Source organism: Olsenella sp. kh2p3 (assembly GCA_900119625.1).
In the GTDB taxonomy this organism is placed as follows: domain Bacteria; phylum Actinomycetota; class Coriobacteriia; order Coriobacteriales; family Atopobiaceae; genus Tractidigestivibacter.
In genome coordinates this window covers 328,990-352,904 of sequence record FPKD01000001.1, presented here as the reverse complement: position 1 = coordinate 352,904, position 23,915 = coordinate 328,990, and the positions used below count along the sequence as shown (strand labels likewise).

The following is a 23,915-nucleotide window of genomic DNA, read 5'->3' as shown; positions in this document are numbered from 1 at the left end:
CACATGTCGCTGTGAGACAAAGGGACAGTCCCCTTGTCTCATCCGAGAAGGACGGGGAACGCGTAATGGCAGAGGCGCTTGATGAAGGCTCGCTCGACGAGGGGGACAGCCATCCCATGGCGGCTGGCGCCGCGCCACTCAGCGACGAGCAGCGTCGTAAGCGCATCCTGCGTGGTGTGGTGTGCACGCTTGTGGGTGGCACGTTCTGGGGCATCAATGGGACGGCGTCGAAGCTGCTCATGGACGCGTATGCGGTCGACCCGCTGTGGCTCGCGTGCGTTCGCGAGCTCTCCGCCTGCTGGCTCTTTCTCGCAGCGGCGCGCGTCACCAACAAGGGGCAGGTCACCCGCGCCCTGTGCGACCCGCGCTCGCTGGTGGGGATCTTTGGCGTGAGCCTAGGGGCAATTCTCTTCTCGCAGGTGGCCTACCTCGAGGCTATCAGCTGGACCAACTCCGCCACGGCCACGGTGATGCAGAGCCTGGGGATGCTCGCCGTGCTCGCCTACGTGTGCGCGAAGATGCGCCGCGGGCCAAAGCGGCGAGAGGTGCTGGGCATCGCGTTTGCCCTGGTGGGGACCTATCTGCTGGCAACGGGAGGCAATCCCGGGCAGCTCAGCCTGCCCGTGGGCGGGCTTGTGTGGGGACTTCTCTGCGCGGCAGCCTCGGCGTGCCTCTCCATCCTGCCTGCCCGCCAGCTGGCAAAGTGGGGCAACTTCGTGGTGAACGGGCTGGCGTTTCTTTTCTCGGGTGTCATCCTGCTTGTTGCGTATAGGCCTTGGGAGCACATGCCGCAGCTGGATGTGGCTGCTGTGGCGCTGCTCGCCTTCATGGTGGTCGTGGGGACCTTTGGCGCGTACGCGCTCTACCTGCAGGGAGTGAAGGACGCGGGCTCGATGCGCGCGAGCCTCTTGGGGACCATCGAGCCCCTCACTGCCACAGTGACCTCGGTCTTGTGGCTGGGCACGAGCTTCTCGGCGGCAGATCTTGTGGGATTTGCGCTGGTGCTTGCGATGGTGTACCTCACGGCGTAGGCAGGGGGCGGCGGCTGGAAAACCTGCGGCATAGTAGCGGCGTACGGAACGGTTCCCCGGTCGTGGCCGCAAAACCTGCGGCTTAATAGCAGTGCCTGAGAAGACCTTCCGGGGGTGCTGGAAAACCTGCGGCTTAATAGCAGTGCCCGAGAAGGTCACGGGCCATCTGCCTGCGGTTTCTCTCAGCAACGCACGAGGCTAACTGCTATTAACCCGCAGGTTTCGTGAGAGAAGGGCCGATGACGGCGGACGCACGGGCCGACGAAAGATGGACGTACAAGGCCAACTGCTATTAAGCCGCAGGTTTTGAGGAGTGGTGGGCGGAATGGGGGTGCGATAAGGACGCAACCCTGCCCCTGCGCGTTGCAATCTACGCGCCAGTTGCATCGTACGAGGCAAGCAGAGCGTCAAGCCACGCGTCGTCATCCTCGGGCGAAAGCTGAACTCTTGTCCCACGAATCCCGAGCACCTCGCTGCGGAGCCATGCTCTTCTCTGTCTAAAGTGTGGGGTCTCTTCTGGGATGTCGTGTCCCAGCCATCCGGCCAGCTGGTGCAGGATTCCTTCAAAGACGAGAAGGTCGTATACCTCGGGTGAGGTGAGCGTCATCGCACGGATGCCCATCGCCTCGTAGCCTTTCATGCGACGCGACGTGTCTGCAGTTCCCTGTCGCCCTCCATGCCAGAGGAACCCGGTCGCCTCTACTGCGACTCCGGCGTCTGGCCAGAAGTAGTCTGGCTTGATCCACGATGAGCCAAACAGTCGCTGAGCAGGTCCGCTAACCTCAAGCCTTGAGTTGACAAGGGGTTTGGGAATACCCGCGCTGCCGTTTACTCTTCCACAGAATGCAAGCGCGTACACCTGTGCCTCAAGCGGTGAGGCAAGGCCGTCTGCCGCAAGAGACAATGACCTCCCAAGCAGATGAGAGCCCCAAGCGCTGGGCATGGCGGCAACGTAGGAGCGTATGGTCTCGATGCTGGAGAGCGGTGGAAGGCCATAGACCGTGGTTGGTGCAAAGGCCCCTGCATTAGAAGAGGAACTATCTGCTCGTTCAAAGCCTACGTTGGAAAGGCGCTCGTAGAAAGGGACCGCCTCTGGTCGAAGAATTCGGTAGCTACCAACTACTTGGTCTACCAGCAGCGCAAGCTTTGGCCTGGTCAGCGCGCGAGCCATCTGCATGAGAGCCATCTCAGGGGGACAGACATAGGGAGTTGCCGCTGCAAGGTTGACGGACGCCAGGTCACTGTAAGGCTGGCCATAGGACCAACCGTGCGGAACGACTTGATGGCTTGGCTTGAGGCCGGGTCTATTGGAGACAATGATGTGAGCGGGCAGAGGAAGCTCCGTGAGGCGCGCTATTCTGGAACGTCTTTGCTCGAGGGATGATGTGTTGAGAAGGGCGAGGGATTCAATAGTGCCCCTTACCTCGGGGGTCATGCCCCGTGGCTGCGAGAGCGAATCGCGCCCTAGCCCAAGGAGGTCGTACGCCTCAATGCTCGAGATATGTCCAAGTAGCATCGTCATGCAGACATGATAGCGTCACGCTTGATGGGGGTCGTGGCGTTCCGCCAGAAGGGCGCGTGTGGTGCCTGGGCGCAAAACCTGCGGCTTAATAGCAGTGCCCGAGAAGGTCACAAGCAATCTACCTGCAGTTCCTCTCAGCGACGCATGAGGCTAACTGCTATTAACCCGCAGGTTTCGTGAGAGAAACGCCGACGAGAGACCGATGGCGGGCCGATGACGGGCCGACGAGAGGCCGACGGCGGGCCCGCAGGATGCGGTAGGTCCGGAAACGCCCCTAGATCATCGCCATGTTGGCTGCGACGGATGAGTACCACGCTGCCGCGTTGGGCGGGCAGTACTTCTGTGCCATGGAGTAGGTGAGGTAACCGCCGTAGCCCGAGGCCAGGCCGGCGGTGTGCGCATAAATCGCCGTCTCCCAGCTGCTCCAGCTTACGCTGCCCCAGCCCCAGGCGTTGTGGGAGTAGGCGCAGTAAAGTCCCTTGCTGCTCTCAACGGCCGAGATTGCGGGCGAGAGTCGCGGATCAATGCCATAGTCCCAAGCCGCTGCGGCGAAGGTGCTGCCGTAGCCAGCGAGCGGGGAGCCTGCCAGGTAGGCGTCAATGCGAGCACCCCATTGCGCCACAAAGCTATCTTTGTCGCTCTGCCAGTTGACGTTTTCACTGGAGCTGTTGGAGTTGTTGGAGCTTTCGGAATCGCTCGAGGAGCTGGTAGAGGATTCGGGCACCTCAACGGTTGCCGTGTTGCCCGACTCGGTCTGGAAGGTCTCGCCCTCACTTTGTGCTGCTTCCTGCAGCGCGGCCTCGGCTTCGGCCTGCTGCGCTGCCTGCTCCTCCGCCATCTGCTGCTGCAACGCCTCACGTGCGGCAACGGCAGAGTCAAGGGCATCCTGGGCGTTCTGGCGTTCGGTCTCGGCTTGCGCAAGCTGGGAGTTGAGGTCTTCCTGCGTGCTCGAAAGCTCGGTCGTGAGGTCGACAAGCGACTGAATCTGGTCGCTGTTGTATGAGGTCACGGAGTCAAGGAACTGGATGGTGGCGAGAAAGTCGAAGAAGTTCTCAGACGAGAGAACCAGCTCAACAAGCCCCTGCGAGCCCTGCTGCATCTTGTACTGGGTTCGGATGCTCTGCGCGGCGGCGGCACGCGCATCGGGAAGCTGGGCCTCAATCTCGGCGATGCGCTGTTGGTTATCGTCAATCTGCTGCTGGAGCTGGGCAACCTTGTCGTTTGCCGTAGTGAGCTCGTCGTTTGTCTGCTCGACCTTTGCCTCGAGGTCGTCGAGCGTTTCGCCCAAGGCAACTGCGGGCCTAACTGCTCCAATGCCAATCGCCATGGTGCTGGCGAGGGCAAGCGCGAGGACTCCGTTTCGGGTTGTAGACGAGAGCGACAAAGGTTACCTCCGTGGCCGACGTTAACGGTGCGCTCTGGCGCGAGCATGCCAAGAACGCAGCTAGATAACCTTAGCGTGAAAAGTGAGGTATCACGTTTCCTGCAAAAGTCTCAAGTCGTCATATAGGGTTGCGGCCCCTCTGCGTGAGAGGGGCCGCAACAATAAATGCGATGATTACCTGCGACTTTACAAAACGCCTGGGGATTATCATCCCACGGAAGAACAAGCTGTGGGATTTCTGTGGGATACCGCGAAGGTACCCAAGAAATCCGTGAACGGCCTGCGGCCTGCCGTGAGCGCGCTACTTTACGACGAGCACATCACAGGTCGTGGAGCGCGTGAGGAAGGTGGAGATGGAGCCGAGAATTGCGTACTTGATGGACGAGAGCCCGCGCGCCCCGCAGATGACGAGGTCCGGCTTGATGACGTCGAGCATGTCGTCCTTCAGGGTCTCGCGGATGCGTCCCGCCTTCACGATGACTTTGACGCTCTTGATCTGCGGCTCCGCCTCTGCCTCGGCAACCTGCTCGGCGATGGACTCGCGGAAGTCCTTCTCGAGCGAGGGAATGAGGTCGACAGGGTAAGTCCCTGCAGTCTCGAGCGCGGTCGAGTCGATGACGTGGCCAATGTAGAGCTCGGCGTTGTCGTTTGCCGCCATCACGATGGCGCGATGAAGCACCTTTGCCTGGCGCTCCGTCCCGTCGAGTGACACGAAGATCTTGTCGTATCCGAGGTCCTGGTAGGTCTGGTTTGTCTCTGCCATGGCGTCCTCCCTAGCGAGTGTGCCTGAGGCTGACGCCTTGCGCGCCGCCCCGCGCTCTCGTTCTACCCGCCGTTGGGGCGGTTTTCCCGAGAAACACGGGGAGACGCGCGTCTTGCGCCCCGAACGGTAGGCCTGCGGCGTGCTCCTGCCCCTAGGCGAGCGTGTCGACAAACCCCACGCGGTAGGTCTTGAAAACTACGGCTCCCTCGTCCTGCGTGGCATCGAGGTCGACGTCGCCCCAGATGCCAAAGTCATGGTCGTCGTCGGAGTCGCGGAAGACCTGGTGGACGTGCCAGACGTGGTCTGTCTTCTCGTCCTTCTCGTCGATGTCGAGGTAGGCAGAGGAGCGAGCGTCAGCGTCCAAGAGGATCTGCTCGTGGTCAGCATGGAAGGCGTCGAGCGCCTGCTGCCACACGACCGAGCGGTAGCCCCAGTCCGCGTCGAGGTCGCCCAGCTCCTCGACCTTGCCCAGCGCCGCCAGGCGCACTCGGGCGAAGAGGGCGTTACGCACGAGCAGGGTGAGGCCGCGCCTGTCGTGGACGACCTCGTCCACGCTTGGCGCGGCAACCGTGGCGCCATCTTCGGTGCCGGCGCCCTCCCACTCGTCCACGAGCGAGGAGTCCGTGGTGCGCACGACGAGCCTGAGCCAGATCACGATGTCTTCCAAGCGCTCGTCGCGCTTCTCGGCAGGCACCGTGCGATCAAGCACGCGGTAGGCGTCCGAGAGGTAGCGCAAAAGCGTGCCTTCCGAGCGGGCGATCTTGTAGCGCCCGATGTAGGTCTTGAAGTCGCTTGCCGTCTCGACCATGTCGCGCAGGACGCTCTTTGGCCGCAGGCAGTAGTCGCTTGCCCAGGGGACCTTCTCGCAGTACTCCGCAAAGGCGGCGTCGAGAAGGTCTTCGAGCGGCTTGGGATAGGTGACCTCCTGCGCGCGCTCCATGCGCTCCTCGTACTCGATGCCCTCGGCCTTCATTGCCGCGATGGCGGCACCACGTGCCTCGCGCTCCTGGGCGCGCAGGATCTGCGGCGGGTCCTCAAGCGTGGCCTCTACCATCGAGATGAGGTCGAGCGCGTAGGTCTCGCTCTCCGGGTCCAGAAGCTCGATGGCGGCGAGAAGGAACGGCGAGAGGGGCTGGTCAAGCGCAAAGTCTTCGGGTAGGTCAACGGTGAGCAGGTAGGAGGCAGTGCCGTCATCCTCCTCGTGGCGCTCGACCACGCCGGCGTCGATGAGCGTGGCAAAGACCTCGTCGGTGCGCTGTGAGAGCGCGACCTTCTCCTCCGGCGTCTGGGCCGAGTCCTCGATGAGCTTGTGCGTTCGCGCCCAGGCGTCCCCGCCCTGCTCGATCTCGGCAAGCACCATGGAGTGCGTGATGCGCAGGCGCGGGCGGAGCTTCTCGGGCTCTGCCGCAATGAGGCGCTCGAAGGTCTGCTTGTTCCAGCCAACAAAGTCCGAGGGCGGCGTCTTGACCTTGATCTTGCGGGCGCGCTTGGGGTCTCCGCCGGCCTTGGCCAGCGCCTTTGCGCGCTCGATGTCGTACTCGGTGGCCTCCGCGATCACGCGGCCCTCGGTGTCGAAGCCGGCGCGGCCGGCGCGCCCCGCAATCTGGTGGAACTCTCGCGCGTTGAGCCGGCGCATGTGCTTGCCGTCGAACTTTGTGAGCTGGGTGAGAAGCACGGTGTGGATGGGGACGTTGATGCCCACGCCCAGCGTGTCTGTGCCGCAGATTACGGGCAGCAGGCCCTGCTGGGCGAGCTTCTCCACCAGCAGGCGGTAGCGTGGCAGCATGCCGGCGTGATGCACGCCCACGCCCGTGAGGATGAGTCGCTTCAGGGTCTTACCAAACGTGGTGGTGAAGCGCACCCCCTTGACGGCGTCCTTCAGGGCCTCGCGCTGCTCCTTCGACGAGACGCCGTAGCTCGAAAGGGCCTGCGCGCTCTTGAGGGCAGCCTCCTGCGAGAAGTGCACTATGTAGAGAGGCGCGTCGCCGTCACGAAGGGCCAGCTCGACCGTGCCCTCGAGCGGGGTCTCCACGAACTCGTAGGAGAGGGGCACCGGCCGGGGCGCATCGAGCACCTTGTCGACGGCGCGTCCGGTGTGCTCCTCGAGCGCGGTGGCGATGTCGGTGACGTCGCCCAGCGTGGCGGACATGAGCAGGAACTGCGTGTGGGGTAGCGCCAGCAGTGGCACCTGCCAAGCCCAGCCGCGGTCGCGGTCGCTGTAGAAGTGGAACTCGTCCATGGCCACGCAGCCGATGTCCGCGTGCTCGCCAAAGCGCAGCGCGTCCTGGGCAAGGATCTCGGCTGTGCAGCAGATGACGGGCGCCTCGCTGTTTATCACCACGTCGCCCGTGATCATGCCCACGTTGTCTTTGCCGAGAAGGTCAACCAGGTTGAAGAACTTCTCGCTGACCAGCGCCTTTATGGGTGCCGTGTAGTAGGCGCGACGGTTGGTGCAGTTGGCTATGAAGAGCATGCCTACGGCAACCATGCTCTTGCCGGAGCCCGTGGGCGTGCCCAAGATCACGTGGTCGCCTGAGGCAAGGTCGAGAAGGGCCTCCTCCTGGTGATCCCAGAGCTGCATGCCGCGCGACTCCACCCAGCCAAGGAAGAGCTCGAGCGCGTCCTCGGCGGGGATGTTGGGGTAGGTCTCGTCGTCTGGCCAGGGGATGAGGCGCCCGAGCGAGCCAGGCCCGTTGGGGCCAAGGTCAACGGGAGTGGGTTTGGACGCGCTGCCCGTGGCGCCGATCTCTTCGGCGCTCATCGCTCGTCTCCCGAGCAGGGCTCGGTGCCGCCGGCAAGCTCGGCGCGCACAACGTCCTGGAGGTGGCGCTCGGCTGCCGCCGTTGCCTCGGCGTCACCCGAGCGCTTTGCCTTTCGGTAGGCGGCCATCGCCTGGGCAAACGGTCCCTCTACGAGGCTGCCTGCGTCATCCTTCTCGTCTTGCGGGGCGGCTTTGCTCGGCGTCTCTGCAGGCGCTGCTGCCGGCGCGTCAAAGGCCGTCTTTGCCCCGTTTGCCTCGAGCTGCTCGCGCAGTTGCTCCGCGAGCTTCATGTCGCTCTCGTCCATGCTGTCCTCCTCGGCCTGCGCGGCCGGTATCCTCGCTATCGTGTGGTGTCCTTCGCGGGCGTGCTGGCAGCGCGGAGCTTGGTGGTCTCGCGCCGCGCCCATGCGGGCCTGTTCAGTATTGCACGTCCAATGCCTGCGAGGTCGCACGCGCCCTGCTCGAGCAGTGTTTCCGCCGCCGTGCCCGTCTTGATGCCACCCGCCAGCAGCACGGGAACGCTAACGGCCGCGCGGATGGGCATCGACGAGTCCGCAAACCAGCCTGGGGTGTCCTCGTGGCCGGACCTGCCGTAGTAGCACATGCCGCCCGAGACGGAGATGAGGCTCGCTCCCGCCGCCTCAACGATGCGCGCGAATGTCACCGCGTCGTCGATGGTGTTGCCGCCGGACATGTAGTCGCAGCCGCCCAGGCGCACGGAGACCGGGTAGCCCGAGGGCAGCTCTGCTCTCACGGCACGAAGCACCTCCACAAGGAGCCGCGCGCGGTTCTCAAGCGAGCCTCCGTAGGCGTCTTTTCGCAGGTTGGTGAGGGGCGAGAGGAACTGGTCCAGTAGGTACCCGTGAGCAGCGTGTATCTCGACGCCGTCGAAGCCGGCCGCGTGGGCGCGCCGTGCCGCTGCTGAGAAGAGCTCCGGCACGCGCGCGATGTCATCTGCGCTCATGGCGCGGGGGAGGGGGTGGCCTACCTTGGCGCCTGGGCACGTGACGGCCGAAGGCGCCAGCGGCTGCGTGCCCGTGAGTCTCTCGGTTGCTGCCGAACCTGCATGTGAGAGCTGCACAAAGACGGGAGTTCCCTGGTCGTGGACGGCTGCGGCCTCGCTCTTGAGGCCCTCGACTTCCTCGTCGTGTGCAATGGACGCCTGGCCCGCGGTTGCGCGGCCCTCCTCGCAGACAAAGTGATGGCCGCATTCGACAAGGCCCAGGTAACCGCCGCGCGCACGGACGGCATAGTGGTCGCAGAGTGCCTGGGTCACCTGGCCGCGTGTTCCAGCTTTCCCCGTGGCAATGGGCACCATGACCAGGCGATTCTTGAGGATGAGATTGCCTACGGCAAGAGGTTGGTCATAGATCACGCGTTATCGCTTCCTGTGGCAGGGGCCCAAGCCACGGCCGTTGCCAGCGCGGCACCAGCCTCGTTGGTGATGGAGATGCGCGGCGGCTTCATGCCGTGTGCGGCAAGGACGGCGGCCAGGCGTCCGCGCACCGTGCACGTCGGCGCGCCGGAGGTGGCGTCGAGGGTCTCTAGCTCCAAGGGGTCGATTGTCGTGCCCGGGGGAAGGAGTTGATCCAGGGCATCCGTTGCCGCTCCTTTTGCAGCAAGGTGGCCGGCCACGTACTCGGCGGGATTCTCGCGTGTGCTTGCCTGAGCAAGCTCTGCGGGTGTGAGCAGGTGGGTAAGGGAATTGTTTGCGCTGGTGAGAAGTTCTTGGGCCCTGGTTATGCGCATGAGCTGCGTTCCCGTGGCGTACGTTCCCCTGTCCATGCGGCTCCCGTTAGTTGCTTGCTGCCTTGTGACTTTCCAGCCTAGGGTAGCGCGGCTGGGAACTGGTTGCGTCGCGGAGAAGAGACTTTGGGTGTTCTTCCTCAGTTGCCATGCGGTGGCTTTTGGCTGTCCCAGACTTCCTGCAGGATGCGCTGAGGCGTGGTGCCTAGTGCCTCGGCATATGCGTAGACTTCGCCCAGGTGAAGCGAACGCTCGCCAGACTCGAACTTCGAGATCATCGATTGATTGGTGCCAAGGCGAGCCGCGACCTGCTCTTGCTTCAGGTCGGACTCTATCCTCAACTTACGGAGGACCTTCCCCACTAGTCTGTCGGCAATCTCGTACATGCGCCGGAATGTAGACCCGCGCGCGAAACATTCAAAAATAGAATATTCTGGTGTCTACCAGGACAACAACGCTATGTGGCAGGTGATATCTTGGAAAGCCCACAAGACGCGCTACGTGGTTGTGCCGAAATCGCAAGGGCGCTCGCCCTTCAGGCGGCAAGCGGGTCTGTCTCGCCCGAGGCGCTCGACCTTCTCGCCGATAAGGTGGAAGAGGCAGCGCGGCTGCTCGATGGGGAGCGAATAGAGCGCTGGGTGGAGGTCATACGTGACGCAGATGGTACCGAGCGCGAGGTCCACGAGGGGATAGCGTAGGCGCTTCGGCGCGCAGGCGGACGCGGGGCTACATCCCGTAGTCAAAGAAGGACGAGACATGCACCGTGACGCAGTCCGTCTCTTGGCCAATGAGGTCCAACGTCTTCACTGTATCCTCCACAATGGCCACGCGTCGTTCGGGGATTTCCAGCTTTTGAGCTAGCTGGCGGAGAAACCCGACCTTCTCGGCCTTTTGTGCAACGGTTACCACATGGCTGGGCGCAAGCTCGTAGCAGCGGGTGACAAAGGCACGCTTGCCTGGTGCCTCGACGTCGCTTGCCTGCGAGCATGCCCATACGTGGTCAATGCCCTTGTCCTTGATGAAGCGCTGGATTTGCGGAACCGGGCGCGAACTGGCGTAGGGGTCGTGCGTGCGCACGTAGTCCTCCCAGTCCTCGTCGGGGCAGGCGCTGTGTGAGAGATCACCAAACTCGTAGACCGCAAGGACGCCGTCGATGTCAAAGACCACGACGGTTTGCGGCTCCAGCAGGTACTCCATGAGCTTGGTCACGACATTCTCCTCTCGTTGCCGGGCCGCGATGACCCGGCTTGCGTCATTGTTCCGGAGTTTATCTCACGGCCCGAAGTTTAGCTCGGCCTCCGGAGCTTAGCTCAGAGCCCGGAGCTTAGCTCCTTTTCTTAAAGGTAATGTCCGCCAACAGGGCAAATGCGGCTGTCGTTCAAGAGAAGGAGCTATTCTCCGCGGAGGAACGCCGGGGCTGCGGGGCGCGAGGCGGCGCGAGGGAGCGCGAGCGCTGACGGGGGCGTGAGGTAGCGTCGCTGCTGGAGTTGGCGCCCGAAGGCACGTTTTGCAGGGATTACGTCGAAAGTTGCTGCTCCGGCGTCAATATGACGCTAGAGCAAAGGTTTCCGACGGGATTCCGTACGAGATGCGACCCCCGGCGCCAAAACGGCTCTGGAAGGGACGTTTCGGTGGCCTTCTCGTCGAAAAGAGGCTCTCGGGCGCCGCCGCCCACCGCGGCCTTCCTCCACCGCCCGTCGGTGCAAGTTTCAAGAAGCTGACATTCTCTCGCCCCGGCGGGTAGACTCTCCACTGGAATGCATTTCCCAAACGCCCTGCGGGGCGGGAAAGAAGGTTGCCATGGCACTCGACAAGAAGGTTGGCGACACCCTTAACGCACAGATCAACAAGGAGCTCTACTCGGCCTACCTCTACCTCACGTTTGCCGACTACTACGAGGATCGCGGCCTCAAGGGCTTTGCGAACTGGTACATGGTGCAGGTGCAGGAGGAGGTCGCCCACGCCAAGATCCTTCGCCGCTACCTTCTGGACAACGACTACCAGGTCAAGATGGCAGCCATCGCAGAGCCCGACAAGACCTTCGCCAACGACCTTGAGCCGCTGCAGGCTGGCCTCGAGCACGAGCGCTACATCACAGCTGCAATCAACGAGTGCTACCAGGCCGCCTATGACGTGCATGACTTCCGTACCATGCAGCTGCTCGACTGGTTTGTGAAGGAGCAGGGCGAGGAGGAGACCAACGCCTCCGACATGATCAAGAACATGGAGCTCTTTGGTTCCGACCCCAAGGGCCTTTACGACCTGGACCGCGAGTACCAGGCCCGCACCTTTGTTGCCCCCACGATGCCCATGTAAGTCTCTGCAATACAATCAGAGCCGAGAAGCGCGGTGGCCCCAAGCGGGTCGCCGCGTCTTTTTATGCCACGCACCCCCTGGGCTGCGGCTCGTTGACGCTTTTCGAAAACTGTTCGTTGCCACACATTCTCTTCACATCCTATTATTGGCCCCATCGTTGACATGGTGTCAACAAGGGAGGTGTTCCGATGCGTGGTGAGATTGCCGAGACGCGCCGCGAGCAGATCATTGCCGCAGCCCGCTCTCTCTACGAGGAGAGGGGGATCGACCGCACCTCGGTGAAAGACATCGCCGAGAGGGCCAACATCACGCGCAGCCTCTTCTATCACTACTTCTCAAGCCGCGACGAGGTCACCGACGCAATTCTCGACGCCTACGTAGAAACCTTCGTGGCTGCCGTGCGCGAGTGGAACGCGCAGCGCGTGCGCGGGGACGTCGATGGCGCGCTCAAGACATGCGTCGCCATGCTCCGCCGCCACCTCTTTGACACGGACAGCTTTAGGACCGACCTTCTCAAGAACCAGAACGCCCTTCTCTACCAGCGATTTAGCCAACAGACGGCACGCACTCTTGCTGAGTACCTCACGCGCACCACCGTTGCCGAGTACGCCAGGTACCACCGCGTGGAGATACACCATCCTTACGAGGAGTTCTACCTGCTCATCATTGGCCTCATGAGCTACATGAGGACCCATCCCGACGCCTCGGACGAGCTTGTTGCCGACCTCATCGCTGACACGCTCCACCTTGACCTTGGCTCCCAACAGGACTAGCCGCGCCAACGCGCGACAGTAGCGTTTCCCCAAAGACAGCAAGAGAGAGGAAGTGCCATGTTGTTCGACCATAGTGCCAATCTGCCGTTCCAGCTCCTGGGATGGGTGATGGTCTTTGTTGGGCTCATCGTGCTCAACGAGTTCGCCCGCAGGTCCAAGGTTGGGGGCCTCATCATGTTCGGCGTGCTGCCCGTGGCCATGACCATCTATTGCATTGCTATTGCCGTGGGCGTGGCGCAGGGCCAGGAGTGGGCGCTCACCAATCCCACTCACATCTACCAGAACAGCTGGTTCCACTACGCAAAGGTGTACGCCGCACTTGCCGGCTGCATTGGCTTCATGGTCATCAAGTACCAGTGGGGAAGCCTTGGCCGTGCGCATTGGTTCCGCGCCTTCCCGTTTGCGATTGTCGCAATCAACATCCTCATTGCCGTATGCTCCGACTTCGAGAGCGCCTACCACTTCTTTGCGCTAGGCGAGACCACGTGGGTGACCTCGGAGGGCGCGACCCAGCTCGCCGGCTGGAACAACGTGTTCAACGGCATTGCCGGCATCATCAACATCTTCTGCATGACGGCTTGGTGGAACGTCTACTCCTCCAATGACGGGCGAGACATGCTCTGGCCTGACATGACCTGGGTTTTCATCGTTGCCTATGACATCTGGAACTTCTGCTACACCTACAACTGCCTGCCGCACCACGCCTGGTACTGCGGCCTGGCGCTGCTTCTTGCCCCCACGGTGGCAAACGCGCTTTGGAACAAGGGCGCCTGGATTCAGAACCGCGCAAACACGCTGGCCATCTGGTGCATGTTCGCGCAGGTCTTCCCCGCGTTCCAGGAGGAGTCGGTCTTCGTGACGCACTCCACGCTCAATCCCACCACGGCGACCGTCGTCTCTGTTATCGCTCTCGTGGCAAACGTGGCGGCAATAATCACAATCGCCTACCGTGCCAAGAAGCTGGGCGTCAACCCCTACAAGCAGGACGTCTTTGTGGGCACTCGTGACTTCGAGGAGGCCACGGCCCGTCGCGCCGATCTGGCGGCGTAGGACGAGCAGGGCAAGGCAAGCCGCTCGCAACGCATGCGGGGCGTCAGCTTGTGCTGACGCCCCGCGTTTCTGTGCCGCGTGTTGGCGCGCTACTTTACGCCGTACTTCTCGTAGTACTCATCGATGGCAGCCTTGAGCTGCGGCGTAATGATGGTGCCGTCGAGTGCCTCGACGACCTCTGCCATGGTCACGATGCTCGCGACGGGGAAGCCGTAGCGCTCCTGGATCTCCTCCTGGGCGCTCACCTTGCCGCCCTTGCCCACCTCCATGCGGTTGAGCGAGACGATAAGCCCCTTGACCTCGACCGCAGCCGCGCCGGTCACGATGGGGTAGGTCTCGTCGATGGACTTGCCGGAGGTGGTGACGTCCTCGATCATCACCACGCGGTCGCCGTCCCTAAGCTCGCTGCCCAGGAGGTTGCCCTTGTCGGCGCCGTGGTCCTTGACCTCCTTGCGGTTGGAGCAGTAGCGCACCTCCTTGCCGTAGAGGTCGTGGAAGGCAATGGCGCAGGAGACCGCCAGGGGAATGCCCTTGTAGGCAGGCCCAAAGAGCACGTCGAAGTCCAGGCCAAAGTTGTCGTGGATGGCGTGGGCATAGAACTCTCCCAAGCGCTTGAGCTGCGAGCCCGTGACGTAGGCGCCGGCGTTCATGAAGAACGGCGACTTCCTACCGCTCTTGAGGGTGAACTCGCCAAACTTGAGGACCTTGCTCTCGACCATGAAGTCGATGAACTGGCGCTTGTACTCCTCCATTGACGTCTCCTCTCGGTGGTGACGATCGTCTCGCAAGAGATTCTACGCGACTACGGGCGAACGGGAACCACGGAGGGACCAAGAAGGTCTGCAGACTTCTCCAGCGCGTGCACTATGCGTGAGAAGCCCTCAAGGTCTGCTGCCGAGAAGCGCGAGGGTATGGGACTGTCACAGTCGAGGACGCCCCAGATGGCGGTGCCGCCGTCCGCGGCGGTTGCGTGGATGGGCACCACGAGCTCCGAGCGCGAAGCGGCATCACAGGCAATGTGGCCTGGGAATGCATGGACGTCGGGCACAAGCTGGGGCTTGTTTGTCTCGACGGCCCTTCCGCAGACACCGGCACCATAGGGGATGCTCACGCAGGCGGGGCGTCCCCAGAAGGGGCCAAGGACAAGGTCCTGCTCGCCCACGGGTCCATTGGTGGCAACGTAGAAGCCCACCCAGTTGATGCTTGGCAGTGCCTCGCCCAAGAGGGCGGCCACGTTGGCAAAGGCGGGCAACCAACCCGGTGTTCCCTCGGCGAGCGATGCTGTCTGTTGGGCGAGAAGCCCGTAGTCTGTGGCGCGCGTGCTGTTCATGGTGGCGCCTCCTTCCAGTGTGGAGAATGAGGGGGTGCGGCCCCTGCTGTCGCGATAAGATGAGACGGTTAACGAGCATGACACAATTCCAAGAGGAAGGACGTCCCTTGAATCGCACGAGAATAGCCGCGCTCTACGCGGACATGGATCAGCTGGGTGGCACCGAGCTTACCGTTGCCGGCTGGGTGCGCTCCATCCGCGACATGAAGAACTTTGGCTTTGTCACCTTGAACGACGGCAGCTGCTTCAAGGACCTGCAGGTTGTGGTCAACCGCGAGCGCCTGGGGGACGAGACGTACGAGGGGATTGTCTCGCAGAACGTGGGCGCCGCCCTTATCGTGCGCGGAACGCTTGAGCTTACGCCGGACCGCCCCCAGCCCTTCGAGCTGCAGGCGGCAACCGTCACGGTGGAGGGTGCCTCCGCGCCCGACTACCCCATGCAGAAGAAGCGCCAGACGCGCGAGTTCCTGCGCACCCAGCAGCACCTGCGCAGCCGCACCAACCTCTTCCGCGCGGTCTTCCGCGTGCGCAGCGTGGCCGCCTTCGCCATCCACCGCTTCTTCCAGGAGCGCGGCTTCCTCTACGTGAACACGCCCATCATCACCGCGTCGGACGCCGAGGGCGCGGGCGAGATGTTCCGCGTGACCACCATCGACCCGGCCAACCCGCCCCTCACCGAGGACGGCAAGGTGGACTACAGCAAGGACTTCTTTGGCAAGCCCACCAACCTCACGGTGTCCGGGCAGCTCCAGGCCGAGAACTTTGCCATGAGCTTTGGCGACGTCTACACCTTTGGCCCCACCTTCCGCGCCGAGAACTCCAACACGCGTCGCCACGCGGCCGAATTCTGGATGGTCGAGCCCGAGATGGCCTTCTGCGACCTCGAGGGCGAGATGGATGTCTCAGAGGAGATGCTCAAGTACGTCATTGCTTACGTGATGGAGCACTGCCCCGACGAGCTGGACTTCTTTAACAAGTGGGTGGACAAGGGCCTTAAGGAGCGCCTGCAGCACGTGGCCACGAGCGACTTTGCGCGCGTGAGCTACACCGACGCTGTGAAGATCCTCGAGGACGCCCAGAACTCCGGCACGATGTTTGAGTACCCCGTCTCCTGGGGCGTCGACCTCCAAACCGAGCACGAGCGCTTCCTCACCGAGAAGCACTTCAAGCGCCCCACGTTCGTGACGGACTACCCGCGCGACATCAAGGCGTTCTACATGCGCCTGAACGACGACGGCAAGACCGTAGCCGCCGCGGACTGCCTGGTACCCGGCATCGGCGAGATCATCGGTGGCTCTCAGCGCGAGGAGCGCCTGGACGTGCTCGAGCGCCGCATCCAGGAGCTGGGCATGGACCCCGAGCAGTACAAGTACTACCTTGACCTGCGGCGCTATGGCGGCTGCCACCACGCGGGCTTTGGCTTGGGCTTCGAGCGCCTGGTCATGTACCTCACGGGCGTCGACAACATCCGTGACGTGCTGCCGCACCCGCGCACCGTGGGCAACGCGGACTTCTAAGGGCGCCAAGAGTAGGGGCAGGGCCTGTGATCGAGTGCTTCAAGACAACCGTCGAGGAGGACGAGAGCGGCGAGAGAGTCTTCCTCACCTCTCGAGTGCCGGGGCCCTGCCCGGGATGCTGGGTGAGCGTCGTAGCTCCCACCAAGCGGGAACGCGCCTGGATGCAAAACGAGATGGGCGTCATCCCGGACTTTGTCGCCTCTGCGCTCGATGACGAGGAGAGCTCGCGCATCGAGCGGGACGACGAGACCAGGCAGGTGCTCGTGATCGTGGATTGCCCTTTTGTGGAGGACAAGAGCGAGGCCGAGAGTACGTCGATCGTCCAGTACGACACGCATCCGCTCGCCGTGCTCTTCCTGCCCGAGAAGGACCTGGTCATGACTGTGAGCCTCAAGGAGAACTGGACTGTCTCCGCACTTGAGAGCGGCCGGGTCCGCGACATCAACACGACGCAGCGCACGCGCTTCCTGTTGCAGATTCTGTTGCACATCTCCAAGCGCTACCAGATTGACCTGCGGTCGGTAAACCGCCAGTTTCGTGAGAACGAGCGCGAGCTTCGGAGGTCCATGCGCAACGAGGAGCTCATCAAGATGCTGGGGTTCGAGAAGTCGCTGGTGTACTTCTCGACCTCGCTCAAGGCGCTCGACACCACCATCCAGCGCATAAGCTACGGACGTATCCTCAAGCTTTACGACGAGGACCGGGACCTCCTGAACGACACGTCCGTTGAGGTCAAGCAGGCCATCGAGATGTGCGAGATATACACGCAGGTCTACAACGAGACCATGGAGACGTTTGGCTCTATCATCAACAACAACCTCAACCTCACGATGCGCACCCTCGCCATCATCACGCTTGTGCTCTCGGTTCCCACGACGGTCTTCTCGTTCTACGGCATGAACACCGGGCTTCCCATGGACGAGACCTGGGTGTTCCCGGTCATCCTTTCCCTGGCACTATCCGTGTTTGCGACGTTCTGGATTCTCAAGAGCCGCGTTCTCAGGTAGCTGCCGGAGTGGGGCCCAGAAGTGCGACTCCATGCCGCGTCTGCCATCTAGTGGCGGGCGCGGCATTTTGCGTTGAGGCTTCGACCAATCGCGACGCCTGCGAGTTTGGCGCCCGCGCGGCGGATACCCTTACCGAGACGTGCAGGGGTGCGCTTCGGTTGAATATGGTGAGGGGTCAAGATGCGGGATGTTACACGTCGCCAGGCGTTCGGTCTTGCTGCCGGTGCGCTTGCAGCTATTGCGCAGGCGGGCTGTGCCACCACGCCCTCACAGGGCGGGGGCGATGATACCGAGAAGGACCGAAGCGTTAAGGGCATCGAGGCGCTTGACCCCAACGTAACCGCTGAGTGGGACAGCGCGTACTACACCCCTGCCTACGCGTCGCTCGACGAGGCAGTTCTCGCATCGCATGAGGTCGCGCGCACGATTGAGGCAGAGGGCATGGTGCTCCTGGCGAACAACGGCGTGCTTCCTCTGCCGGAGGGCTGCGCGGTGAGCCTTTTGGGCCGCTGCGCGGAGGACCCGCTCTTTGGCGGTTACGGGGCGGGATCGGTTGCGCCAGATGCGGTGTGCACCGGTTTCTATGATGGTCTTGCCGGGGCGGGGCTCGAGGTGAACCCCACCGTTCACGAATGGCTCTCCGCCCACGCGCAGGACCGGCCCCGCGGGGGGATCCAGACGCTGGACGTGCGCGCCACCACTACGTACTACATCGGCGAGCTGCCGTGGTCGAGCTATCCGGAGGGCGTGCGCGAAAGCGTCTCTGGGACCATTGCCGTGGTGGTTCTTGGCCGGGCGAGCGGGGAGGGCTACGACCTCTCGCTTGACCTTAACGCCTCGCTGGCAGACGAGCGCTTCTCGTCATTTGTCCCCAACGAGGAGACCGCAAACTATGCCGAGGGACAGCACTCGCTCCAGCTCACGACGGAGGAGCTGGGCCTTGTTGCGGGGGCGCGCGAGGTTGCGGACCACGTGGTGGTGCTTCTCAACACGGGAACCACGCTCGAGGTTGGGCCGCTTGTCGAGGATGGCAGCCCCTACCAGGTGGACGCGCTGCTTCATGTGGGCTTTCCCGGTGCGGTGGGCGCGGAGGTGGTGGGCGATGTCCTCTGCGGTAGGCGCAACCCATGCGGCCGGACCTGTGACCTCTGGGCTCGCGACATGCGTCTTGCCCCGAGCTTCAACACCATGGGAGAGCATCGCTACACCGACGTCCACGACTTCTACCCCGGCAACGAGACCACCGGCGACGGCGCGCGCTTCATGGAGTACCTCGAGGGCGTCTACGTGGGCTATCGCTACTTCGAGACGGCAGCCGCAATGGGCGCGCTCGACTACGACAATGCCGTGACCTTCCCGTTTGGCTATGGTCTCTCGTACACGAGCTTCTCGTGGTCGCTTCTCGACTGCCGACTGGACGGTGAGAACGTCGCACTCTCGGTGCAGGTTGCCAACTCCGGGCAGCTCTCGGGCAAAGACGTTGTCGAGGCATACGTGGGTGCCCCGTGGGACGGATCCGTCGAGAAGAGTTCGGTGGCGCTTGTCGCCTTTGCCAAGACTGGCGAGCTTGCGCCGGGCGAGTCCCAAAGGCTGGAGCTGAGCTGGCCGGTGCGCCAGATGGCAAGCTGGTCTGTGGCGGATGGCTGCTGGGTGCTTGCCGCCGGCTCGTACCAGGTCTCCCTTCGCACAGACTCCCATCACGTGGTGGAGACGAGCACGCTCGATCTGGACGAGAGGCGCTACCAGACCGATGACGCGACGGGCGCAGAAGTTGTCGCGCGGTTTCCCGATCTTGACGAGTACTTCGATAACCCGGCTGCCTCCGGTGCCGATGGTACACCGGTGCTTCTCACCCGCAAAGACATGCAGGGGAGCTTCCCGGCACCTGCGCAGGACAAGACGGCGGCATCGGTTGGTGTGACGCTTTCCATGTACGACGCGGCGGCGGAGGATGACGGGACGGCGACGGCACCGGAAACCGGCGCCCAGAACGGGGTCTCGCTCATCGACCTGAGGGGGCGCAAGTTCGACGACCCTCTGTGGGACGTGCTTCTCGACCAGCTATCCCGTGGCGACATGGTTGCCCTTGTCTGCACCAATGCTGGCGAGAAGATCGACTCCGTTGGCAAGCCCGCCACCGACTGGGACGACTCGCCGGTGGCGATGGGCGGCATGGAGCGCGGCGGCTCGCACTGCGTGTGGCCGAGCGAGTACCTGGTGGCGGAGACCTGGGACGTTGACCTGCTGCGCAGCATGGGCGAGGCTGTAGGCGAGGAGTCCCTCTCGTCCGGTATCTTTGGCTGGTGGAGCCCGGCCATCAACATGCACCGCTCGCCCTTCTCGGGCAGGAACTACGAGTACTACTCAGAAGATCCGCTGCTCACGGGGTCTCTTGCGCGAGCCATCGTAGACGGCAGCGCCTCTCGCGGCATGGTCAACATGCTCAAGCACTTCTGCGTGTACGATCAGGAGACCAGTCGCAGGGAGCACCTGTGCACGTGGGCCACGGAGCAGACAGTCCGCGAGATCTATGCGCGACCGTTCGAGATGGTGGTCAAGTCACCTGTGCGGCACGCCGTTCCCGCGCTGGATGCGTCGACAGGGGAGCAGACCCAGACCGAGGTGAATGTGCCGCTCTCGATGATGAGCTGCTACAGCTTCCTTGGAAACACCTGGGGCGGTGGCCGAGAGGACCTTCAGACGGGGTTGCTGCGTGACGAGTGGGGCTTCGACGGCGTCGTCCTCTCGGACTTCAGCGTGGACGACTATTACATGGACCACGACCAGGGGATTGCCGCCGGGACGGATCTCATGCTGGCGACCGCCGCCACGGGTACCGTCGCTGATCCGAGAAGCGCCTATACCCTCAACAACCTGCGGAGGTCGGTGCATCGGTACCTTTACGTGGTGGTCAACTCCAACGCAATGAACGGCATCTCGCCTACCGTGAGGGTTACGTACTCGTAGAGGTGGGGTGCTGCCGTTCGCCGCCGGAAGGGCCGTTTTGGCAGCAAGTGCGTACATAGTAAACGCTCCGGCGCCAAAATGACGCCGGAGCGTGGGGAATAGCGGAAAACCCGTACGAAATGAGCCTTCGGGCGCCACGCGAGAGACGCTGTGCATCGGGCGTCCCCCGCGGCGTCGTTACGCGCGCGGTGGCTCGCCGCCCATCTCCCAGGAGCGGGCGCTCTCGCAGGTAGCGTGCAGGGTGACCAGCAGCGTGTCCGCGGTGGGGAACCACCTGGTCGAGAGGACCGCCTCGCCGTGGTTCACGTAGACCTCCACGGCGGAGCCGTCCACCAGCACGCGGAGCTCGCGCAGAGTCGCAAGCGGAAGCACACGCTCGGTGCGGCCGGAGGCGGCCGTCTCGTCCGCAAACGTCATTCTCAGCAGTCCATCGCTGGCAGAGAAGGAAAGCTCGAGCTGCCCGTCCAGCCCCATCTCGAGGTCGCCCTCGATGCCCAGAAGCTCGATGTCGGCATGGTGATGGGGGAGGATCGCACCCACGGTGGGGTTCACGGGCTGGGCAAAGCCGCGAAGGCCGTCTATCTCGGCAACCGGCCACTGGCGGAGAAGCCCATCCGCACCCACCGTGACCTCGCGCGGCACGGTGAGACAGTGGCACCAGGTAAGACCGTCCGGCGCCGAGGTATACTCCGCGTCTGGCATGCCCATCCAGCCAATAAGGATGCAGCGGCCCTTCTCGTCCTCGAAGACCTGCGGCGCGTAGAAGTCAAAGCCCCAGTCAAGCTCGACGAAGCTCGTCTCATCCACCTGCGTGGTTGCAAGGATGCCCCGCGGCAGCGGGAAGTATCCGGCCTGGTAGAGGTTCTGCCAGCGCGTGGGCTCGCTGGGCAGGCCTTGCGGACAAACCACGAGGTAGTCATGGCCGTCCACCTGGATGACGTTGGGGCACTCCCACATGTAGCCAAAGGGGTGCGCAGACTCGATGCGCCCGCGGTACGTCCACGTTACGGCGTCGGAGGACTCGTAGAGAATAACGTCGCCCACGTCGTCTGAGCGACGGGCGCCCAGCACCATGTAGTAGCGGCCGTCCTGCTCCCAGACCTTGGGGTCGCGCACGTGGCGCGTGAGGTCGGAGGGATAGTCCTCGGGGCGGAGCAGGGCCTTCTTCTCAGAGAGGGAGATTCCATCCTCGCTTGTGACCATAATCTGGTTGGCGTCGCGCCCGGTGTGGATGTGATCGCCCTCGTACTTCACGTTGCCGGTGTAGTAGAGGCGCAGGAGGTCACCCCCGTCCGGTGCACCGCCCGCCACCACGAGCGCCGAGCCAGAGTAGACGCCGTCGGCGTCTTCGGGGATCGAGGGCATGAGGGGCTCGCCCAGGTCCTCCCAGCGCACCAGGTCGCGGCTCGCAAAGTGGCCCCAGCCCTTCTTGCCGGCCGCTGGCCAGGCAGGGTCTGCCTGGTAGAAGACATGGTAGGTACCGTGGAACTGGCAGAGGCCGTTGGGGTCGTTGAGCCACCCCTGGCGTGGGGCCAGGTGGAAGTGGGGCGTCCAGCGCTCGTGCGTGGGGGACATGGGGCTCCTCTCAAGTGGGTGCGGATATGCGAGACGGGCGGCCACCAGAGGCGACCGCCCGTATGTGGAGCAGTGGTTGCGCCTAGCGCGTGGCCACCACGGCGTCACCGGCCTTGACCTCGCCGGTTGCGAGCTGGTCAACCGAGGAGTATGCGTCGGTGTTGGTGATCACGAGCATCGTGGTGGCCTTCTTGCCGGCCTCCTTGATGGCGCCAAGGTCGGCCTCCATGAGGACGTCGCCGCGCTTCACGTGGTCTCCCACCTTGGTGAAGGGTGTGAAGGGCTCGCCCTTAAGCTCAACGGTGTCGATGCCAATGTGGATGAGAATCTCTGCACCAGCGTCGGAGAGCAGGCCAAGGGCGTGTCCGGTCTCGGCGACCACGGTCACGGTGCCGTCGACAGGCGAGACAATCTTGCCATCTTTGGGCTCGACTGCGATGCCCTTGCCCATGGCGAGCGAGGCAAAGACGGGGTCGGAGACGTCGGTCAGAGCGACGGCAGTGCCAGCGGCGGGGGCGCCGATGGTCTCAGCCTTGGGAGCGTCGGCTGCGGGGGCCTCAGCCTTCTCCTCGGCCTCGAGGGCGCGCACCTCGTCGGCGGCAGCAGCGGTCTCGGCGGCAACCTTCGCGGGCGCCGCGGCGGTCTCCTTGTCACGGTATGCCATGGAGGAGAGGCCAAAGGCCACGCCAAACGCCACGGCGAACATCACGATGTACTGCAGCGGCTGCGCGATGCAGAGCAGGATGCCAAAGATGCCGGTGACGCCAGTGCCGGAAGCGGCAAGGTTGAAGATGAAGCAGCACAGGGCACCGCAGGCAGAGCCAATCATGCCGCACACGAAGGGCTTCATGTTGGGCAGGTTCACACCAAAGATTGCGGGCTCGGTGATGCCGAGCAGGCAGGAGATGCCGGCGGGGACGGCGAGGGACTTGGTCTTCTCGGAGTGGGTCTTGAGCGCAACGGCCAGGCAGGCGCCGCCCTGGGCGATGTTGGCGGCGCTGGCGATGGGCAGCCAGTAGGTGACGCCGTACTGGGCGAGCATGGAGACGTCGATGGCGGTGTACATCTGGTGCAGGCCGGTGACAACGGAGGGCGAGTAGATCAGGCCGATGATGATGTAGCCAATGCCGAAGGGAACCTGGAGCAGCCACATGAGCAGGCCGAGGATGTTGTTCTCAAGCCAGACAAAGATGGGGCCGACGAAGAGGATCGTGATGTAGGCGGCAAGAGAGACCGACAGCAGCGGGGTGAGGAAGAGGTCGAACATCTCGGGGACGACCTTGTGGAGCCGCTTCTCGAAGAAGCAGAGGATCCACACGCCCACCAGGATGGGGATGACGTGGCCCTGGTAGCCCACCCAGTCGATGCTGTAGATGCCCGGGATCACGTCGAGCGTGACCATGGTTCCCTCGGCGATGGCGGTGCTGGCGCTGTATGCGTTGATGAAGTCGGAGCTTATGAGCAGCGCGCCGAGCGAGGCGCCGAGGTAGGGGTTGCCCCCAAAGACCGTAGCGGCGGAGAAGCCCAGGAGAATCTGGAGGTTGCCAAGGGCGCAGGCGTTGATGAGAGACGCGATGCGCCACCAGACGCTCGTGGTGTCGAGCGCGATGATGCCCTGAGATCCCATGTAGGAGAGGGCACCCATGATGCCCATGAGCATACCGGATGCCACGATAGCGGGGATGATGGGCACAAAGACGTCCGAGAGGACCTTGATGGCGCGCTGGAACGCGTTGCCCTGGTTGGCAGCGGCCTCCTTGGCCTCCGCCTTGGAGGCGGCGGTGACGCCGGACTGCTTGATGAACTCGTCATAGACCTTGTCCACGGTGCCGGTTCCAAAGATCACCTGGAGCTGGCCCGCTGCCTGGAAGTTGCCCTTGGCACCAACCACGTCATCGAGCTTGGCCTTGTCGACCTTGCTGTCGTCTGCGATGACCAGGCGTAGGCGGGTGGCGCAGTGCGCCGCCGAGACGATGTTGCTCGAGCCGCCGATCGCCTCCAGAACCTCGCGTGCCGCTTCTGCGTAGTCCAGAGCCATGTGGTCTCCCTTCCCCAACCAGTGCACATGAACATGGAACCGTTCTCACATACGATTTCATCGAGTAGAAAGTTGTTTAAACTAGCTGTCTATGAAATCGTTCTCACATGTCCAATAGTAGCCAATGACCGGCTG

General features: G+C 63.3%; 21 protein-coding genes. 8 read left to right on the top strand and 13 right to left on the bottom strand.

Annotated features, from left to right (window positions below; translation table 11 throughout):
• Positions 1-65 precede the first annotated feature (65 nt).
• Positions 66-1,031, top strand: a complete 966-nt coding sequence (locus BT122_RS01565; RefSeq protein ID WP_072354314.1) for a DMT family transporter — start codon at positions 66-68, stop codon at positions 1,029-1,031.
• 370 nt (positions 1,032-1,401) lie between these two features.
• On the opposite strand, the gene BT122_RS10820 is transcribed toward BT122_RS01565, so the two are convergent.
• The 8 genes from BT122_RS10820 to BT122_RS01525 form a co-directional block, all read right to left on the bottom strand.
• Positions 1,402-2,208 carry a hypothetical protein gene (locus BT122_RS10820; protein WP_177242177.1) on the bottom strand — a complete coding sequence of 269 codons (807 nt, stop codon included), beginning with the start codon at positions 2,206-2,208 and terminating at the stop codon, positions 1,402-1,404.
• A 619-nt stretch (positions 2,209-2,827) separates the two neighbouring features.
• Positions 2,828-3,937, bottom strand: coding sequence for a coiled-coil domain-containing protein (locus tag BT122_RS01555; protein WP_286130279.1), 1,110 nt, complete (start codon positions 3,935-3,937; stop codon positions 2,828-2,830).
• A gap of 301 nt (positions 3,938-4,238) precedes the next feature.
• A complete protein-coding gene (locus BT122_RS01550) occupies positions 4,239-4,700 on the bottom strand; it encodes a universal stress protein (protein ID WP_072354312.1) in 462 nt (153 codons plus the stop codon).
• A gap of 151 nt (positions 4,701-4,851) precedes the next feature.
• The gene (locus BT122_RS01545; RefSeq protein ID WP_083432250.1) at positions 4,852-7,461 is read right to left on the bottom strand and encodes a DEAD/DEAH box helicase; all 2,610 of its coding nucleotides are present in this window, start codon (positions 7,459-7,461) and stop codon (positions 4,852-4,854) included.
• Positions 7,458-7,766, bottom strand: coding sequence for a hypothetical protein (locus BT122_RS01540; protein WP_072354311.1), 309 nt, complete (start codon positions 7,764-7,766; stop codon positions 7,458-7,460). Before BT122_RS01540 ends, BT122_RS01545 begins: the two co-directional genes overlap by 4 nt.
• Positions 7,767-7,801: 35 nt before the next feature.
• A complete protein-coding gene (locus BT122_RS01535) occupies positions 7,802-8,836 on the bottom strand; it encodes an NADH:flavin oxidoreductase (protein WP_218161949.1) in 1,035 nt (344 codons plus the stop codon).
• On the bottom strand, positions 8,833-9,246 hold the full coding sequence (locus tag BT122_RS01530; protein ID WP_072354310.1) for a holo-ACP synthase: 414 nt from the start codon (positions 9,244-9,246) through the stop codon (positions 8,833-8,835). The genes BT122_RS01535 and BT122_RS01530 overlap by 4 nt, the downstream gene beginning before the upstream one ends.
• A 101-nt stretch (positions 9,247-9,347) precedes the next feature.
• The gene (locus tag BT122_RS01525; RefSeq protein ID WP_059053216.1) at positions 9,348-9,593 is read right to left on the bottom strand and encodes a helix-turn-helix domain-containing protein; all 246 of its coding nucleotides are present in this window, start codon (positions 9,591-9,593) and stop codon (positions 9,348-9,350) included.
• Positions 9,594-9,683: 90 nt separating this feature from the next.
• Here BT122_RS01525 and BT122_RS10815 point away from each other — a divergent pair, with 90 nt between their 5' ends.
• Positions 9,684-9,905 carry a hypothetical protein gene (locus BT122_RS10815; RefSeq protein WP_059053218.1) on the top strand — a complete coding sequence of 74 codons (222 nt, stop codon included), beginning with the start codon at positions 9,684-9,686 and terminating at the stop codon, positions 9,903-9,905.
• A 28-nt stretch (positions 9,906-9,933) separates the two neighbouring features.
• Here the strand turns inward: BT122_RS10815 and BT122_RS01515 are convergent, their stop codons facing one another.
• On the bottom strand, positions 9,934-10,416 hold the full coding sequence (locus tag BT122_RS01515) for a hypothetical protein (protein WP_072354308.1): 483 nt from the start codon (positions 10,414-10,416) through the stop codon (positions 9,934-9,936).
• Positions 10,417-11,007: 591 nt separating this feature from the next.
• Here BT122_RS01515 and BT122_RS01510 point away from each other — a divergent pair.
• The 3 genes from BT122_RS01510 (at position 11,008) to BT122_RS01500 (ending at position 13,346) form a co-directional block, all read left to right on the top strand.
• Complete coding sequence (locus BT122_RS01510) at positions 11,008-11,523, top strand: ferritin (protein WP_072354307.1); 516 nt, start codon at positions 11,008-11,010, stop codon at positions 11,521-11,523.
• Between the two features lie 188 nt (positions 11,524-11,711).
• A complete protein-coding gene (locus BT122_RS01505) occupies positions 11,712-12,296 on the top strand; it encodes a TetR/AcrR family transcriptional regulator (RefSeq protein WP_072354306.1) in 585 nt (194 codons plus the stop codon).
• A gap of 57 nt (positions 12,297-12,353) precedes the next feature.
• Positions 12,354-13,346 (top strand): DUF5692 family protein, encoded by a 993-nt coding sequence (locus tag BT122_RS01500; RefSeq protein WP_072354305.1) that lies wholly within the window; start codon positions 12,354-12,356, stop codon positions 13,344-13,346.
• Positions 13,347-13,435: 89 nt separating this feature from the next.
• On the opposite strand, the gene pyrE is transcribed toward BT122_RS01500, so the two are convergent.
• Both pyrE and msrC read right to left on the bottom strand, forming a co-directional pair.
• A complete protein-coding gene (gene pyrE, locus BT122_RS01495; RefSeq protein WP_059053235.1) occupies positions 13,436-14,098 on the bottom strand; it encodes an orotate phosphoribosyltransferase in 663 nt (220 codons plus the stop codon).
• A 50-nt stretch (positions 14,099-14,148) separates the two neighbouring features.
• Positions 14,149-14,676 (bottom strand): free L-methionine (R)-S-oxide reductase MsrC, encoded by a 528-nt coding sequence (gene msrC, locus BT122_RS01490; protein ID WP_072354304.1) that lies wholly within the window; start codon positions 14,674-14,676, stop codon positions 14,149-14,151.
• A gap of 107 nt (positions 14,677-14,783) precedes the next feature.
• Here msrC and asnS point away from each other — a divergent pair, with 107 nt between their 5' ends.
• From asnS to BT122_RS01475, 3 genes are all read left to right on the top strand, one after another.
• Positions 14,784-16,193: an asparagine--tRNA ligase gene (gene asnS / locus BT122_RS01485; RefSeq protein ID WP_072354303.1), complete on the top strand. Its 1,410-nt coding sequence runs from the start codon at positions 14,784-14,786 to the stop codon at positions 16,191-16,193.
• A 26-nt stretch (positions 16,194-16,219) separates the two neighbouring features.
• Complete coding sequence (locus tag BT122_RS01480) at positions 16,220-17,200, top strand: magnesium transporter CorA family protein (protein ID WP_072354302.1); 981 nt, start codon at positions 16,220-16,222, stop codon at positions 17,198-17,200.
• A gap of 180 nt (positions 17,201-17,380) precedes the next feature.
• Positions 17,381-20,167 (top strand): glycoside hydrolase family 3 N-terminal domain-containing protein, encoded by a 2,787-nt coding sequence (locus tag BT122_RS01475; RefSeq protein WP_072354301.1) that lies wholly within the window; start codon positions 17,381-17,383, stop codon positions 20,165-20,167.
• A gap of 177 nt (positions 20,168-20,344) precedes the next feature.
• Here BT122_RS01475 and BT122_RS01470 read toward each other — a convergent pair whose 3' ends face one another.
• On the bottom strand, positions 20,345-21,742 hold the full coding sequence (locus BT122_RS01470) for a glycoside hydrolase family 32 protein (RefSeq protein WP_070807532.1): 1,398 nt from the start codon (positions 21,740-21,742) through the stop codon (positions 20,345-20,347).
• Positions 21,743-21,824: 82 nt separating this feature from the next.
• Positions 21,825-23,780: a PTS sucrose transporter subunit IIABC gene (locus tag BT122_RS01465; RefSeq protein WP_072354300.1), complete on the bottom strand. Its 1,956-nt coding sequence runs from the start codon at positions 23,778-23,780 to the stop codon at positions 21,825-21,827.
• Positions 23,781-23,915 lie beyond the last annotated feature (135 nt).